This window comes from Lentzea sp. (genome assembly GCF_036380075.1).
GTDB lineage: Bacteria > Actinomycetota > Actinomycetes > Mycobacteriales > Pseudonocardiaceae > Lentzea.
The window spans coordinates 1-16,161 of record NZ_DASVFL010000284.1; the positions used below are offsets into that span (position 1 = coordinate 1).

The 16,161-nt window shown below is 72.0% G+C and carries 13 protein-coding genes and 1 riboswitch; of the genes, 10 read left to right on the forward strand and 3 right to left on the reverse strand.

Translation table 11 applies throughout. The features are described 5' to 3' along the window. Positions 1-151 precede the first annotated feature (151 nt). Entirely contained in the window at positions 152-1,132 is a 981-nt protein-coding gene (locus VF330_RS30085; RefSeq protein ID WP_330855069.1) for a D-cysteine desulfhydrase family protein, read from the forward strand. A gap of 16 nt (positions 1,133-1,148) precedes the next feature. Next, positions 1,149-1,781, forward strand: a complete 633-nt coding sequence (locus VF330_RS30090; protein ID WP_330855070.1) for a GTP pyrophosphokinase family protein — start codon at positions 1,149-1,151, stop codon at positions 1,779-1,781. Positions 1,782-1,810: 29 nt separating this feature from the next. Here VF330_RS30090 and VF330_RS30095 read toward each other — a convergent pair whose 3' ends face one another. Next, the gene (locus VF330_RS30095) at positions 1,811-2,632 is read right to left on the reverse strand and encodes a MerR family transcriptional regulator (protein WP_330855071.1); all 822 of its coding nucleotides are present in this window, start codon (positions 2,630-2,632) and stop codon (positions 1,811-1,813) included. 101 nt (positions 2,633-2,733) lie between these two features. On the opposite strand from VF330_RS30095, the gene VF330_RS30100 reads away from it, so the two are divergent. From VF330_RS30100 to VF330_RS30110, 3 genes are all read left to right on the forward strand, one after another. Continuing rightward, a complete protein-coding gene (locus VF330_RS30100) occupies positions 2,734-3,657 on the forward strand; it encodes a sensor histidine kinase (RefSeq protein ID WP_330855072.1) in 924 nt (307 codons plus the stop codon). Between the two features lie 216 nt (positions 3,658-3,873). Continuing rightward, entirely contained in the window at positions 3,874-4,227 is a 354-nt protein-coding gene (locus VF330_RS30105) for a DUF742 domain-containing protein (protein WP_330855073.1), read from the forward strand. A gap of 51 nt (positions 4,228-4,278) precedes the next feature. Next, complete coding sequence (locus VF330_RS30110; RefSeq protein WP_330855074.1) at positions 4,279-4,701, forward strand: LapA family protein; 423 nt, start codon at positions 4,279-4,281, stop codon at positions 4,699-4,701. Here the strand turns inward: VF330_RS30110 and VF330_RS30115 are convergent. Then, positions 4,655-7,270, reverse strand: a complete 2,616-nt coding sequence (locus tag VF330_RS30115; RefSeq protein WP_330855075.1) for a helix-turn-helix transcriptional regulator — start codon at positions 7,268-7,270, stop codon at positions 4,655-4,657. The two genes, VF330_RS30110 and VF330_RS30115, sit on opposite strands and share 47 nt — an antisense overlap. A 323-nt stretch (positions 7,271-7,593) precedes the next feature. Between VF330_RS30115 and VF330_RS30120 the strand changes: the two genes are divergently transcribed. Both VF330_RS30120 and VF330_RS30125 read left to right on the forward strand, forming a co-directional pair. After that, entirely contained in the window at positions 7,594-10,092 is a 2,499-nt protein-coding gene (locus VF330_RS30120) for an ATP-binding protein (RefSeq protein ID WP_330855076.1), read from the forward strand. 229 nt (positions 10,093-10,321) lie between these two features. Further along, entirely contained in the window at positions 10,322-10,558 is a 237-nt protein-coding gene (locus VF330_RS30125) for a hypothetical protein (RefSeq protein ID WP_330855077.1), read from the forward strand. A 13-nt stretch (positions 10,559-10,571) separates the two neighbouring features. Here VF330_RS30125 and cobN read toward each other — a convergent pair whose 3' ends face one another. After that, a complete protein-coding gene (cobN, locus tag VF330_RS30130) occupies positions 10,572-14,138 on the reverse strand; it encodes a cobaltochelatase subunit CobN (RefSeq protein WP_330855078.1) in 3,567 nt (1,188 codons plus the stop codon). 45 nt (positions 14,139-14,183) lie between these two features. Next, a riboswitch (adenosylcobalamin (AdoCbl) riboswitch) is annotated at positions 14,184-14,276 on the reverse strand. 38 nt (positions 14,277-14,314) lie between these two features. Between cobN and VF330_RS30135 the strand changes: the two genes are divergently transcribed. From VF330_RS30135 to VF330_RS30145, 3 genes are all read left to right on the forward strand, one after another. Next, a complete protein-coding gene (locus VF330_RS30135; RefSeq protein ID WP_330855079.1) occupies positions 14,315-15,295 on the forward strand; it encodes a hypothetical protein in 981 nt (326 codons plus the stop codon). Continuing rightward, on the forward strand, positions 15,292-15,912 hold the full coding sequence (locus VF330_RS30140; protein WP_330855080.1) for a precorrin-8X methylmutase: 621 nt from the start codon (positions 15,292-15,294) through the stop codon (positions 15,910-15,912). The genes VF330_RS30135 and VF330_RS30140 overlap by 4 nt, the downstream gene beginning before the upstream one ends. Then, a partial coding sequence (locus VF330_RS30145; protein WP_330855081.1) for an SAM-dependent methyltransferase occupies positions 15,909-16,161 on the forward strand: 253 nt, incomplete at its 3' end. The genes VF330_RS30140 and VF330_RS30145, both read left to right, overlap by 4 nt.

A 16,161-nucleotide genomic window follows, 5' to 3' on the forward strand; every position in this document is an offset into this window, starting at 1 on the left:
CAGCCTGGTCCTGCGGCCGCCCACCAACGTCGACCATGTCTGGTCCTGGTCGTGCTGGCGCCGACGACGCCAACACCAAGCCCGCCTCAGCCACTACAAACGACGCGGCTACCCGCTCACATAAGTGCCGTTGCAGTATTAAGCTCGGGTCATGGACCTGAGCGCGTTCCCCCGAGTCGCCCTGGGCAGCTGGCCGACCCCGCTCGACGACGCCCCGAGGCTCACGGCCGCGCTCGGCGGCGCGCCGGTCCTGCTCAAGCGCGACGACGTCAACGGTCTCGGCGCGGGCGGCAACAAGCTGCGCAAGCTCGAGTTCCTGCTCGGGCGGGCGCTGGAGGACGGCGCGGACACGATCATCACGTTCGGCGCGCTGCAGACCAACCACGGCCGCCAGACCGCCGCCGCGTGCGCGAAGCTCGGGCTCAGGTGCGAGCTCGTCCTGACGGCCAGGGTGCCGATGTCCGGTGACTCGTACGAGCACTCCGGCAACATCGTGCTGGACCACATGTTCGGCGCGAACGTCCACGTCTGCGCGGACGCCGACGAGACCGCGGCGGTGTACGAGAAGGTCAACCACGCCAAGGCCGCCACCCTGCCCATCGGCGGGTCGAACGGCCTCGGCACCCTCGGCTACGTCGCCGCGGCCGCCGAACTGCTGGGCCAGCTCGGTGAGCGCGGCATAGACAACGCCACCCTCGTCGTCCCGGACGGCAGCGGCGCCACGGCGGCGGGCATCGCGCTGGGCACCGAACTGCTCGGCTGGCCCGGCGAGGTCCGCGCGGTGAGCGTGTCCCACACCGCCGCGGACGCCCTCCAGACGCTGGAGATCCTCACGACCGACGCCGCCGGCCTGCTCGGCGAACCCGCGCCGCGGCTGGCGCACGTCACCGTCACCGACGACACCGTCGGACCCGGCTACGGCGTGCCGACGCCAGAGATGTGGGACGTGCTGAAGCTGTTCGCGGAGACCGAGGGCGTGCTCCTCGACCCGGTCTACACGGGCAAGGCGGCGGTGAAGCTGCGCGAGATCGCCGCCACGAGCGAGGTGCCCGTCGTGTTCCTCCACACGGGTGGTCTTCCCGGCTTCTACGGCTACGCCCCCGAAGCCGTGGCGCGGTTCGGGTCCGCGTGATCAGTACCCTGGTGTGGTGACCGACCTGGCCGACGACCTGAGCCTCCTGCGCGACCTCGAACGGCGCCTGCTCGTCTACAAGTTCGCGATCGAGGAGCTCATGACGAAGCTCCGCATCCTGAGCGAGGAGTTCGACTCGGTCCACCGGCACGACCCGATCGAGCACATCACCAACCGCGTCAAGAAGCCCGAAGGCATCCTGGAGAAGCTGCGGCGCAAGGGTTTTCCACTCGACCTCGACGCGATCGGCGAGGTGCTGGACGACATCGCGGGCGTGCGCGTCATCTGCCCGTTCGTGTCGGACGTCTACCGCGTCTCGGCGATGCTCGCGCGCCAGCACGACGTGGAGATCCTGCACACCAAGGACTACGTCGCGAACCCGAAGCCGAACGGGTACCGCAGCCTGCACCTCATCGTGCGGATCCCGGTGTTCCTGTCGGACCGGGTCGAGCACGTCAAGGTCGAGGTGCAGCTGCGGACCATCGCCATGGACTTCTGGGCGACCCTGGAGCACAAGCTGTTCTACAAGTACGACGACAGCCCGCCCGCGGACTTCGTGGACGAGCTGATGTCGTCGGCGATGATCGCGTCGCAGCTGGACGAGCGGATGGAGTCGCTGCACCGGCGCATCCACTCCGACGACCACTGATCCGGCCGCGCCACGACGACTGCGACCGGCTACGGCTTGGTGATCTCCAGCTGGAGCTCCGTCACCCAGTCCGCCGGGTCGCCTTGCCCGTAGTTCAGGTACACCTCCCGCGCGAACCCGTTCTGCTTGTACCCGTTGGCCTCGATCCACGCCGCGACGGCCTGGTACGTCACGTCGACGTCGTCCATCGAGCCGTGGTGCACGATCGTCGCCGCTTCACCAAGCGCGGGCAGGTCGACCACCTCGAAGTCGTACGAGGGAGACGGCTCGACGTCGACGGTCACCCCGGCGTGCACGAGCACCTCGTCGCCGGCGGCGGGCTCGTAGGTGGCGATGCCGTGGCCGCACGGCGGGACCCCGGCGCGGCCCAGGCGTTCGAACAGCTGCGGGTACAGCGGCTGGATGACCGGGCCGATGTCCTCGGGGCCGTAGGACGCGGCGGTGGCGCTCAGGCGGGCGACGCGGACGGCGGGTACGGCCTTCACGACGATCTCGTCGGTGGGCATGGAGCCCTCCCTCTCTATGGCGCGGAGACGTGCCTCGACCCGGCGCAGCCTCGACGAGTCCGCCAGGATCTGCTGCCGCAGCTCGGCCCGCCGCAACGACAGCATGCCGTGCAGTTGCTCGGCGGACAGCTCTTCGTCGAGCACGACGCGCACCTGTTCGAGCGTCAGGCCGAGGTCCTTCAGGGCGATCAGGCGGTTGAGCCGGTGCAGCTGGGCGGCGGTGTAGAAGCGGTAGCCGCTCGACGGGTCCACCTGCGCGGGCAGGAGCAGACCGACCGCGTCGTAGTGGCGCAGCATCCGCACCGACACGCGCCCGAGGTGGGCGAAGTCTCCGATGGTGAACATGACTGCTCCTGTGTAGGGGCTGACACGGTGTGAGGGTCAAGAAATGATGGTTTGAGCAACGGCCGGGACGAGCATCCTGGGACGTTGACGAGAGGTGGCTCATGACGTTCGCACATCCGGCGCTGTTCTACTCCGACGAGGAGTCCTACGTCGACGGGACCGTGCCCTTCGTGGTGGAGGGTCTGGCGAACGCCGAACCCGTCGCCGTGGCGGTGCCCAGCAGGAACCTCCAGCTGCTCAGGGAGGCGCTGAGCGGGTTCGCGCACCTCGTGACCTTCGTCGACATGGCGGACACCGGCCGCAACCCCGGCCGGATCATCCCCGAGCTCCGCGCGTTCGCCGACCGGCACCGCGGGGCCGTCCGGATCATCAGCGAACAGGTGTGGGACCGGCGTTCCGAGGTCGAGTACCCGGCGTGCTCGCTGCACGAGGCCTTGGTCAACTACGCGTTCAGCGGGCGCGACCTGAGCATCCTGTGCCCGTACGACACTTCGTCACTCAGTCACGATGTTCTGGCTGACGCGGAAAAAACCCATCCGGTCGTGATCGACGCGGGTGGGCACCGTCCCAGCGACCACTTCCACCCCGCACGGGTGGTCGTCGCCGCGCACTCGCTCCCGCTGGTGATCCCGGTGGACGCGGCGAGCACGTCGGTGGGCGCCGGCGCGATGGCGGCGGTGCGGGCGTTCGCGCGTGAGCAGGCGATGAGGCTCGGGCTCGCACCCGAGCGGCTCGACGACTTCGCGCTGGCCGTCACCGAGCTCGCGACCAACAGCGTGCGGCACGGCGGCGGCGAGAGCACGGTTCGCGTGTGGACGGAAAACGAAAGCATTGTTTGCCAAGTCAACGACAACGGTCACATCACCGATGTTCTGGCCGGACGCACCCCTGTTCACGCAAACGAACCAGGCGGTCGCGGTCTGTTGCTTGTCAACCGTTTGGCCGACCTTGTCCGCACCCAAACGACGTCGTCGGGCACTGCGATCCAGGTCAGATTCGATCTGGGTGACAAAAAGGCAACGTGATCGACATACATTTGGGCGACTTCGTTATAGCTTGAGCACGTGCACGACGAGGAAGCGACGGAAATCGGTTACACCGGGGCGCGTTTCGGAGCCCCGGCCGCCAGCAGATGGCTGAGCTCGGACGGGCTAGGTGACTCCTACGGCTCGGAGACCCAGCAGCTGCCCCGTCAGCAACCGTTGCGCCAACGCCCACCGGAGCCGCCACCGGAGTGGCCGATGCAGGAAGAAGAACCGCCCAGCGTCCCCGCGCGGGACAGCTCGCTCATCCGTCCCTACGCCCGCACGGGCGGCAGGACCGCGGCGCGGCACGACCTCCGCCTCGAGACGTTGCTCTCGACGGACGAGGAACGGCTGTACCGCGCGAACAACGACCAGGCGGCGATGATGCGGCTGTGCCTGCAGCCGCGGTCGGTCGCCGAGATCTCGGCGCTGATGAAGATCCCGCTCGGTGTCACGCGGGTGCTGCTGAGCGACCTGATCACGTTGAACCTGGTCGCCGTGCACGAGCCGGGCGACAAGCCGAACATGGCGCTGCTCGAACGGGTTCTGTCCGGCCTGCGCCGGTTGTAGTCGCCCGTTCGCCAGCCTGCGGGATGCGCTGGGGTCGCCGATAATTCCCCCGTGGCGACTTCCAGCGACGAGACCCCGAACGCGCCGGTCACCGAGCCGATCCCGGCCGGGCGGCCGAGCGCACCGCCGTCCACCCTCCCCCCGTCGTCCGCCCCGGCGGACCTGACGGAGCCGGCGCGGCCGAAGTCGACGCGGCCCACCAGGATCAGCGGCACCTGGGTCGCCGTGCTGGTGGCGATCGTCGTGCTGATCTTCCTGCTGGTGTTCATCCTGCAGAACCTCGGCAGCACGACGATCCACTTCCTGTGGGGCGAGTTCAGCCTCCCGCTGGGGGTCGCGCTGCTGTTCGGGGCGATCGGCGGCGCGCTGCTGGTCGCGGTCGTCGGCGCCGCGCGGATCCTGCAGCTGCGGCGTCAGGCCAAGCGGCTCACCGCTCGTCCCGCGACCTCATCACCAGCTCGACGCGAGAGCTGATCCCGAGCTTCCGGAAGATCTTGCGCAGGTGGAAGTTCACCGTGTGCGGTGACATGAAGAGCTGCGTGGAGATCTGCCGGTTGGTCTGGCCCTTGGCGACGAGGTTCGCGATAGCCCGTTCGGTGTCGTCCAGACTGGACCATCCGGACGCGGGGCGCGCGGGTTCGGCCCGGCGCCGGCGGCCGAGCTTGCGCAGCCGTCCCAGCACGCGGGCGCTGTCGCGGGACGCGCCGATCTCCCGGTAGAGCCCGAGCGCGGTCTCCAGCCACCGCACCGCCGCGGCGCGGTCGTCCAGCAGCACGCCGAGGTCCTCGGCCGCGTTGGCCCGCGCCCACACGTCCACGTGCTGCTGCGCGGCCAGTTCCAGCACCGCGGGGTCCGCGTCGAACAGACCGCGGGCGTGCAGCGCGGCCGCCGCCACCGCGCCGAAACCGGGGTTGTCCGCGGCCAGCTGCTCGGCCCGGCCGACGACGGACTTGGCGAGCCCGACGTCCCCCGCCTCCAGCGCCCGGCGCACGAACCACCCGGCGGCGCGGGGCTCCTCGGCGAAGAGCCCGGACGACACCAGGTCCGGGTACTCGTCGGCGAGCAGCCCCAGTGCCTTCTCCAGTCCCGAACCGACGTGGGTGACCAGCACGTCGGTCCACTGGTAGTAGGCGCGGGAGAACATGATCCCGTCGGCGGGAACGCTCTCGCGGCAGCGCTCGACGTGCTCGACGGCGGCGGGCAGGTCGCCGGTGTGGAGCGCGACCAGCGCCAGCACGGTCAGCGCGGGCGCGACCAGTGCGGCGTGCCCGGTCTCCTCCGCCGTGGTCAGCGCGGTGCGCGCCTCGACGGCCGCCTCCTCGACCCGCCCGGCCTGCAACAGGATCCGGGCCTGCACGACCGCGGTCATGATCCCCTTGGTCACCACGGCGGACGGCCCGCTGCGCGCCCGCCGCACCACTCCCTCGGCCTCGGCGAACTCCCGCAGCCCGGAGAACACGGTCGCGAGCAGCAGCTGCGGGTACGCGCAGAGGTCGTGCGACGTCACGGACCGCGCGGCCTCGCGGGCCAGGTCCAGTGCGGCGCCGGGCTGCCCGGTGTCCCGCGCGATGGCGGCGAGCACCGCCAGCGCCGTCGCCAGCAGGTCGTCGGGCGACCCCTGGTGGGTGCGCACCACGTTCTCGGCCAGCTCCTCCGCGCGGCGCCGGTCGTGGCCGAGCAACGCCATCATGCGGGTGATCTCCACCCACGGCATGAGTTCCGGCACCAGGTCGGGTTCGTGCAGCAGCGCCTCGGAGTGCCCGGCGGACTCGGCGTGCCGGGCGGTCAGCAACGTCGTCATGGCGACGCAGTGCCGCAGCTTCGCGGTGGAGCCCGGGGAGACCTGCCGCGCCAACGCGTCCTGCGCCAGCGCTTGCGCCGCGGCGAGCTTGCCGGCCGCGATGAGCGCGCGGACCGCGATCACCGTGCGGCGCACCAGCGACGGGGAAGCCTGGTCGGTGAGCTCCAGCGCCCGCACCGCGAGTTCGGCCGCGGCGTCGGGTGCGGTGAACAGCACGGCGGTCGCGGCGCTCACCAGCCCGTCGATCGACCGCGCGTCGCCGCGCTGGGCGCCGTGCAGCAGGTGCCGGGCGGCCAGGACCGCGGAGTCACCGCGCTTCAACAACATCTCGCCGGCCTCGCGGTGCAGCGCGCGCCGCACGGGCGGGGGCACGGAGTCGGCGACCAGGCGCCACACCAGCTCGTGCCGGAACGCGAGCCCGTCCTCCAGCGCCGTCACGACGCCCGCGGCGATGACCTCGTCCAGCGCGGGCAGCAGGATCGCGGTGCTGGACGCCAGCATCTCCGCGACGTCACCGGGTTCGAAGCGCGGCCCGAGCACGGACGCGACCTGCAGCAGGTGCCTGGCCTTGCCGCCCAGCGATCCGACGCGGTCGCGCAGCAGCGCCTCGGTGCGCACCGGCGAGCGGTCGGCGCGCAGCGACGCGGTCCCGGCGGCGACCGCGATCTGGCCGTCCTCGCGCAAGGCCCGCAGGAGACCGGTCAGCTCGGCCGGGTTGCCCCTGGCCGTGGCGGCCAGCGCGCGGAGGTCGTGGTCGGGGGCGGCGCCGGCGAGGTCGGCGACCAGGTCCGCGATCACGGTGTCCGGCAACGGCCGCAGCTCGATCCGCACGGCCCCGCGGGCGAGCGCGGCGGCGAACAGGCGGTCGGCGCCCTCGCCGCGGCGGCGCGCGAGCAGCCAGACGACCTTCTCGTGGGTGGAGGCGGGCACCAGGGACCGCAGCGCCGCCAGGGTTCCCGGCTCGGCCAGGTGGAGGTCGTCGAGGACGACGAGCGTCGGGCCGTCCGGCCGGCGTTCCGCCAGTCGTGCCAGCAGGAACGGCTGGTCCAGCTCGTCCTGGGCGGTGGCGACCTCGAACCCGCGGCGCGCGGCCAGTGCGGCGGCCTCGGCCAGCAGCCGGGTCTTGCCCGTTCCGGCGGCGCCGTCGACGAGCACCACGCCGGTGCCCGCGTCGAGCACCCCGCTCAGGAGCTCCCGTTCTCCCCCACGGCCGCGGAACACGCCGTCACGATTCCCCGACACCCATTTTCCTTTCGCTCCGCGGTCGCGGAGAACAAGTCCTGCTGCACCACGACGACACGCACCGCGACCGCCGGGGGCAGCACCTCTGGGCCGTTGGGATGACCGCGTGCGGGCGCCGCCCTGCTGCCGCTACCCATTCGAGTAGTTGCCCGCGGGATCATACGTGCAGCACCCCTGTTGAGACGCCCGTGACGCAGGCAGCTTTACCTGGGCAAGCGGCGCTCTTTCTCCTAGCATCAATTCCGCTGATCCTTTCGGCCGCGGATTGTGGAGAGATCGTGGAAAACCGGCGGAAAGCGTGGTGTGCCGGAATCAGCGAACAGGTGACGCCGGGCACCACCACCGTGGTCGAGGGAGCCCCCGGCACGGGCAAGACCGCGGTGCTCGACGACCTCGTCGCGCACTGGGAGGGCACCGTCGTCCGGGCGCGGTGCAGCGCACTGGACGGCGACCTGCCGTTCGGGGTGGTGGCCCAGCTCTTCGACCTGGTCGACCCGGATCTCGTGCCCGCGGAAGCGGTGAGGGCGTTGCAGCTCACCGCGCCCGCCGCCGACTTCGCCGTGCTGCACGGCGTCTACCGGCTCGCGGCCGCCCTGGCCGGCCGGGAGGACCTGCTCGTCGTCGTGGACGACGCCCACTGGGCCGATGCCGCGTCCCTGCGCTGGCTCGCCTACCTGGCGTTGCGGGTGCAGGGCCTGCCCATCGCGGTCGTGCTGACCGTCGGCACCGGGGAACGGTGCGACGACCCGTCGCACGGCGAGATCTCGGCGGTGTCCCGGCGGGTCGTGCTCGGCGCCCTGTCCCACGACGCGGTGGCCGAGCTGGTGTCGCCGCTCGGCACTCCTTCCCGGGCGTTCGTCGCCGCCTGCGTGACCGCGACCGGCGGGAACCCGTTGGCGGTGACGCGGCTGGTGGCGGCGCTGGCGGAGGACGGGGTGCCGCCCACCGCGGAGTCCGCGTGGCGGGTCGCCGAACGCGGCGCGGAGGTGCTGGGCGGGATCACCGCGGCCCGGTTGCGCCGCCGTCCCACCGCCGTCGTGACGGTCGCGCACTGCCTGGCGGCGCTCGGGCCGTCCCCGCATCCCGGTGTGCTGGCGGACCTGACGCGGCTGAGCCCTCTGGAACTGGCGGAGGCCGTGCGGACCGTCGAGCTGCTCGGCGTGGCCGGGCCCGCGGTCCTCGACGACATGCCGGCGCCGGCGCGTGCCGACCTGCACCTGCGGGCGGCCCGCTCGTTGCGCGCGCACGGCGCCCCGGACCGGGCGGTGGCCGACCACCTGCTGGAGACGTCGGCGGGACTGGAGCCGTGGGCGGGCGAGGTGCTCGACCGGGCCGCGCAGGAGGCGGTGAACCAGGGCGACCCGGCCGGTGCCGCGCGGTTGTTGTGGCGGGCGCTGCGCGAACCGGTGGCGAACCCCGGACATGCGTTGCGGCTGCTGGGAATCGCCGAGCTGGTCGGCAACCTGCCCGGTGCCACGGCACGGCTGCGCGAGGCGTTCCAGTCCGATGTGGACGACGAGCGGACGGCCGTGGCGCTGTCCTACGCCCTGCACGCGGAGGGAAACGCGGACGGGCTGACGGCGTTGCTGTCCGGCGGTTCGCCCTGGGCGCGCGCACATCTGGTGGTGCACGGGCTGGCGTGGCAGGAAGCCGTGCCGTCGCCGGTCCCGCTCGACACGCCCGCCGGGGTGCTGCACCACGTCATGGTCGGGGACATCACGGCGGCCGAGGCCGTGGCACGGGTGTCGGCCGGGGACGTGCTGTCGTCGCTGGCGTCCGCGATGACGCTGAACCTCGCCGACTCGCTGGACGAGGCGCTGACGGTGCTCGACGACGTGGACCGCGCGCAGGCACCGGCATTGCGGGCGCTGACGTACGTGATGCGCGGCAACGTCCAGCGCCGCAAGGGAGATCTCGTCTCCGCCCGCGCCGACCTGGAGCTGGCGGAGGACCACCTGCGGCAGGACCGGCGCTGGCACGCGGTCTCGGCGTGGCACGCCGCGCTGCTGGCCGACATCCTGCTGGAGGAGGGCCGGCTGGACGAGGCCGAGTCGTTGATCACCGCCTCGTCGACGGACGGCGCCCGGCGCGTGTGGCAGTACGGCGGGCTGCTGACCGTGCGCGGCCGCCTGCTGACCGCGCGGGGCGACGATCACGAGGCCCTGGAAGCGTTCCTGGCCGCGGGCCGGCACTGCGCGCAGTGGCCGTACCGCAACCCCGCGCCGCTGGCGTGGCGGTCGGGCGCGGCACTGGCCTGCGCGGCGATCGGCGACTCGGAACGGGCGCGCGAGCTCGCGGTCGAAGAGGTCGCGCTGGCACGGGCCTGGGGTGCGCCGCGCGCGTTGGGCATGGCGTTGCGCGCGGAGGGCCGGGTGACCGCGGGCGCGGCCGGGCGGACGTTGCTCGAAGAAGCCGTGGCGGTGCTGCGGAACTCCCCCGCCCGCCTGGAACTGGCGCGCGCGTTGGTGGATCTCGGCGTGGTGGTGCGACGCCAGGGCGACACGGCCGGTGCGCGGGTGTGCCTGCGGGACGCGGTGGACCTGGCGCAGAAGTGCGGATCCGCCGCGATGGCCGCGCGCGCCTACTCCGAGCTGGTGGCGACGAACGCCGGACCCCGGCGGATGCGCCAGACCGGGCCGACCGCGCTGACCCCGGCCGAGCACCAGGTGGCGGAGCTGGCCGCCCGCGGCCGCACCGACGAGGAGATCGCGTCGACGCTGCTCATCCCCGAGGAGGCCGTCGAACTGGCGCTGTCGGGGATCTACCGCAAGCTCGGGGTCGCGGGCCGCCTGCAGCTGTCGAATGCCCTGTTCGTGGACTAGTCCTGACCCGTTCGGCCGATGATCGCACTGCGACGTCCGGCCTGTCTTCTGCGCATGGCGAGCGAGTTCCAGAGGTACGAGGTCACCCCGGTCTTCGAGGCGCTCACCGCGCGCTGGGTGGAGCTGCGCGGCGGGGACGAGGAGAAGCTGTCGCAGGTGATGATGGGCTGGTGGGACGCCCTGCGGTCGGCGGCGGGCCGGGACAGGGTGTCGCTGGACGGCGGACGCGATGTTCTCCGCCGCCGCCGCCGACGCGGACAACGACGACTACGTCTCGCAGGACGAGTACCGCACGATGATCCGCGCGTGGCTCGGCCACGACGGCCCCGTCGACTTCGCGCGGCTCGACCTCGACGGCGACGGCAGGCTGTCGCGCCGCGAGTTCGTCCAGCTGTGGATGGAGTTCTGGGCCGGTGACGACGCCGAGGCCCCCGGCTCCTACGCCTTCGGAGCGGTGAAGGCGTAGGAGCGCCGGCGGGTCAGACGCCGTCCTCCAGGTCGCCCTCGGTCTCCAGGTAGGCCGCCCGCAGCGCGTCCAGGGTGGACTCCTCCGGGTGCTCCCACATCTTGCGCTCGGCCGCCTCCAGCAGCCGTTCGGCGATGCCGTGCAACGCCCACGGGTTCGACGTCTGGAGGAACTTGCGGGTCTCCGGGTCGAGCACGTAGGTCTCGGTGAGCTTCTCGTACATCCAGTCCGCGACGACACCGGTCGTGGCGTCGTAGCCGAACAGGTACTCGACCGTGGCCTGGAGCTCGAACGCGCCCTTGTAGCCGTGGTTGCGCATCGCCCCGACCCAGCGCGGGTTCACCACGCGGGCGCGGAAGATCCGCGAGGTCTCCTCCGTCAGAGTCCGCGTCCGCACCGCTTCCGGGCGGGTGCTGTCGCCGACGTACGCGGCGGGTGCCTTGCCCGTCAACGCCTTCACCATCGTGACCATGCCGCCGTGGTACTGGAAGTAGTCGTCCGAGTCGGCGATGTCGTGCTCGCGGGTGTCGATGTTCTTGGCCGCCACCGCGATCCGCCGGTACGCCGACTCCATGTCCCCGCGCGCCGCGACGCCGTCGACCCCGCGGCCGTAGGCGTAGCCGCCCCACACCGCGTACACCTCGGCGATGTCGGACGAGTCGCGCCAGTTGCGGCTGTCGATCAACGGCAGCACGCCCGCGCCGTACGCGCCCGGCTTGGACCCGAAGATCCGCAGCGTCGCCCTGCGCTCGTCGCCGTGCTCCTGGAGGTCCGCGAGCATGTGCGCCCGCACGAAGTTGTGCTCGGCGGGCTCGTCGAGCGCGGCCACCAGCTGCACCGCGTCGTCCAGGAGGGACACGACGTGCGGGAAGGCGTCGCGGAAGAACCCGGAGATCCGGACCGTCACGTCGACGCGCGGCCGTTCCAGCTCCTCCAGCGGGACGACCTCCAGCCCGGTGACGCGGCGGGACTGGTCGTCCCAGACCGGCCGCACGCCCATCAGCGCGAACACCTCGGCGATGTCGTCGCCGGCCGTGCGCATCGCGGACGTGCCCCAGACCGACAGGCCCACCGACGGCGGCCACTCGCCGTCGTTCTCGGACCGGTAGCGCTCCAGCAACGAGTCGGCCATCGCCTGGCCGGTCTCCCACGCGAGGCGCGACGGGATCGCCTTCGGGTCGACCGAGTAGAAGTTCCGGCCGGTCGGCAGCACGTTCACCAGGCCGCGCAACGGGGAACCGGACGGGCCGGCCGGGATGTAGCCGCCGTCCAGCGCGTGCAGGACGTTCGTCATCTCGTCCGTGGTGCGCGCCAGTCGTGGCACCACTTCCAGAGCGGCGAACTCGAGGATCTTCTGCACGTCGGCCGACTCGTGCAAGGTCTTGGCGGTCTCGGCGTTCCAGCCCGCGTCCTCCATCGCCTGGACGAGAGCGCGTGCCTCTTCCTCGATGGCGTCGACGTCTTCACGGGCGGTGGTCGTGAGACCGAGGGCTTCGCGCAGACCGGGCAGCGCGGCGACCTGACCGCCCCACATCTGCCGCGCCTGCAGCATGGCGAGCACGAGGTTGACGCGCACGGAACCGGTCGGCGCCTCGCCGAGGACGTGCAGGCCGTCGCGGATCTGGACGTCCTTGACCTCGCACAGCCAGCCGTCGACGTGCAGGATGAACTCGTCGAACTCCGCGTCGTGCGGCCGGTCGTCGAGCCCCAGGTCGTGGTCGAGCTTCGCGGCCTTGATCAGCGTCCAGATCTGCGCGCGGATCGCCGGCACCTTGGCCGGGTCCATCGCGGAGATGTTCCCGTACTCGTCGAGCAGCTGCTCCAGGCGCGCGATGTCGCCGTAGCTGTCGGCGCGGGCCATCGGCGGCACGAGGTGGTCGACGAGGGTGGCGTGCGCGCGGCGCTTGGCCTGCGTGCCCTCGCCGGGGTCGTTGACGAGGAACGGGTAGATCAGCGGCAGGTCGCCGAGGGCGGCGTCCGTGCCGCAGGACGCCGACATGCCGACGGTCTTGCCGGGCAACCACTCCAGGTTGCCGTGCTTGCCGACGTGCACGACGGCGTCGGCGCCGAAGCTCGACTCGATCCACCGGTAGGCCGCGAGGTAGTGGTGCGACGGCGGCAGGTCGGGGTCGTGGTAGATCGCGATCGGGTTCTCGCCGAACCCGCGCGGCGGCTGGACGACCACGGTGACGTTGCCGGACCGCAGCGCGGCCAGGACGATCTCGCCGTCCTTCGACCTGCTGCGGTCGACGAACAGCTCACCGGGCGCCGGGCCCCAGTGCTCCTCCATCGACTCGCGGAAGTCCTCGGGCAGCGTGTCGTAGAACTCGCGGTAGTCGGCCGCGGCGATGCGGATCGGGTTGCTCTCGAACTGCTCCTGCGTGAGCCAGTCGGCGTCCTGGCCGCCGGCGGCGATCAGGGCGTGGATCAGCTTGTCGCCGTCGAGCTCGTCGACGCCCGGCAGCTCGTTCCCGATGTCGTACCCGTGCTCCCGCATGGCCTTGAGCAGTCGCACGGTGGAGGCGGGCGTGTCGAGGCCGACGGCGTTGCCGATGCGCGAGTGCTTCGTCGGGTACGCCGACAGCATCACGACGACCTTGCGCTCCGCGACGGGGATGTGGCGCAGGCGGCCGTGGCGCAGCGCGATGCCGGCGACGCGCAGCGCCCGTTCCGGGTCGGCCACGTAGACCGTGAGGCCGTCTTCGTCGATCTCCTTGAAGGAGAACGGGACGGTGATGATCCGGCCGTCGAACTCGGGGATCGCCACCTGGGTCGCGGTGTCCAAAGGGGACAGTCCGTCGTCGTTGGAGTCCCACGTCTCGCGGCTGGACGTGAGGCACAGCCCCTGCAGGATCGGCACGTCCAGCTCCGCCAGCGCACCGACGTCCCACGCGTCGTCGTCGCCACCGGCGGACGCCTTGGCGGGGTTCGTGCCGCCGGCCGCGAGGACCGTGACGACCAGCGCGTCGGCCTGGCGCAGCGTGTCGAGCAGCTCGGGCTCGGCGGTGCGCAGCGAGGAGCAGTAGACGGGCAGCGCCCGGCCGCCCTTCTCCTCGACCGCGTCGCACAGGGAGTGCACGAACGCCGTGTTCCCGGCCACGTGGTGCGCGCGGTAGTAGAGCACCGCGACCGTCGGACCCTCCGCCGCCGACGGCTCGCGTTCCAGCACACCCCAGGTGGGCGTGGCCTTCGGGCGTTCGAAGCCGTGGCCCGTCAGCAGGATCGTGTCGGAGAGGAACTTGTGCAGCTCGGCGAGGTTCGCGGGCCCGCCGTGGGCGAGGTAGAGGTGCGCCTCCGCGCAGACGCCGCCGGGCACCGTCGACAGCTCCATGAGCGCGGCGTCGGGCTGCATCTCACCGCCGAGGACGACCACGGGCAGGCCGCTCGCGAGCAGCCAGTCGAGGCCCTCCTCCCACATCCGGCGGCCGCCGAGGATGCGCACGAGGACGAGGCCGACGCCGTCGACCAGGGCGGGCAGGTCGTCGGCGGTGAGCCGCGCGGGGTTGCCGAGCCGGTACTCGGCGCCGCTCGCACGCGCCGACAGCAGGTCGGTGTCGGAGGTCGACAGCAGCAGGATCACGCAGGCTCCATCCCTCGTGGGGTCCTCGCCCCAGGTTGCGGGTCGCGGCGAAGCGGAGTTCCTGACTCCCAGCGGGTTCGCTGGTCACAGTGGCGGGACCGCGCCGGATTCGCACCGGCTTCCTCCTGCGCTTCGTCGTTCGGGCTCACCCTAACCGGCGGGTTACAGTCCGACCTATGCGTAGTCACCCGGATGCCTGCCCCGGCGCCGTCGAGCTGCACGCCGCGGCCGACGGCGGCTTGGCACGCGTCCGCGTGCCGGGTGGCACTCTCACCGCCGCTCAGTGGGACGTCGTGCGCACCGCCGCGGCGGAACTCGGCAACGGCGTCATCGAGCTGACCTCGCGGGCGAACCTGCAGCTCAGGGGCGTCACGGACGGTCTGGAGCTGGGTGCCCGGTTGCGTGCGGCGGGGCTGTTGCCGTCGGAGACGCACGAGCGCGTCCGCAACATCATCGCGGCGCCGTTGGAGGACAACCAGGCGCTGGTCGACGAGATCGACGCGGCGCTGTGCGCGGACCCGTCGCTGGCCGCGTTGCCGGGCAGGTTCCTCGTCACGGCCGGCGCCGCGGTGAGCGGCCTCGGCGGCGACTTCGGGCTGGTCGGGGACGTGCTCCTGCTGGCCGGTACCGATACAGGTGTCCGAGTTCACGATCCCGTCAACGCCGTCGTCACCGCCGCCCGGCTGTTCCAGGAGCTGCGCGGCACCGCGTGGCGCCTGTCCGAAGTGGACGACGGTGTGCGAAAGATCACCGCGCACTTCGGGGCCGCCACCTCGGAACGCATCGCCCCGGCTGTGACTCCTGTCGCACCTTCACCTTTGACCCCAGGCGTTCCGCTCGGCCGTCTCGACGCCCACCAGCTGCCCGGCGTCGCGCTGCGGCTGACCCCGTGGCGGAGCTTGGTCGTGCCGGCGGGCACCGACACGTCCGGCCTGATCACCGACCCCGCATCGCCGTGGCACGGCGTGAGCGCGTGCACCGGACGGCCGGGCTGCGCGAAGTCGTTGTCGGACGTGCGCGCCGACGCCCGCGCCTGGCTGGGGACCCCGCACTCGCGGCCCGTGCACTGGTCGGGTTGCTCACGCCGGTGTGGTCGTCCCGCCGGCGATGTGATCGAGTTCGTCGCGACCGGCGGCGGCTACGAGGAGATCAGGTGACGGAGTACATCAGGGACGGGGCGGAGATCTACCGCCAGTCCTTCGCCACCATCCGCGCGGAGTCGGACCTCACCAGGTTCCCCGGCGACGTCGCGAAAGTCGTCGTCCGCATGATCCACGCGTGCGGCATGACCGACCTGCCGGACGACGTCGCGTTCTCGCCGGACGTCGTCCGCGACGCGCGCGCCGCGCTCCAGGCCGGTGCGCCGATCCTGTGCGACGCCAACATGGTCGCGTCCGGGGTGACGCGCCGCCGGCTGCCGAAGGACAACGAGGTCCTCTGCTACCTCCAGGACCCGCGCACCCCGCTGCGCGCGAGGGAGATCGGCAACACCCGCAGCGCCGCCGCGCTCGAGCTGCTCGCGGACCGCTTCGAGGGCGCCGTGGTCGCGATCGGCAACGCCCCCACCGCCTTGTTCCACCTCCTCGACCTGATCGCCGCCGGAGCCCCGCGCCCCGCCGCGGTGCTGGGCATCCCGGTCGGGTTCATCGGGGCGGCGGAGTCCAAGGAAGCGCTGGCCGCGACGGATCTGGAGCACCTCGTGGTGCGCGGCCGGCGCGGCGGGAGCGCCATGACGGCGGCGGCTATCAACGCGATTGCGAGCGAAGAAGAATGACGGGCAAGCTCTACGGTGTCGGCCTCGGTCCCGGCGACCCCGAACTCGTGACGGTCAAGGCGGCCCGGCTCATCCGGGAGGCCGACGTGGTCGCGTTCCACAGCGCCCGCCACGGCCGCAGCATCGCCCGGTCGATCGCCGCCCGCTACTTCCGTGACGGGACGGTCGAGGAGGCCCTGGTCTACCCCCTGACGACCGGGCCGACCACGCACCCCGGCGGGTACCGCGGCGCGCTGGAGGACTTCTACG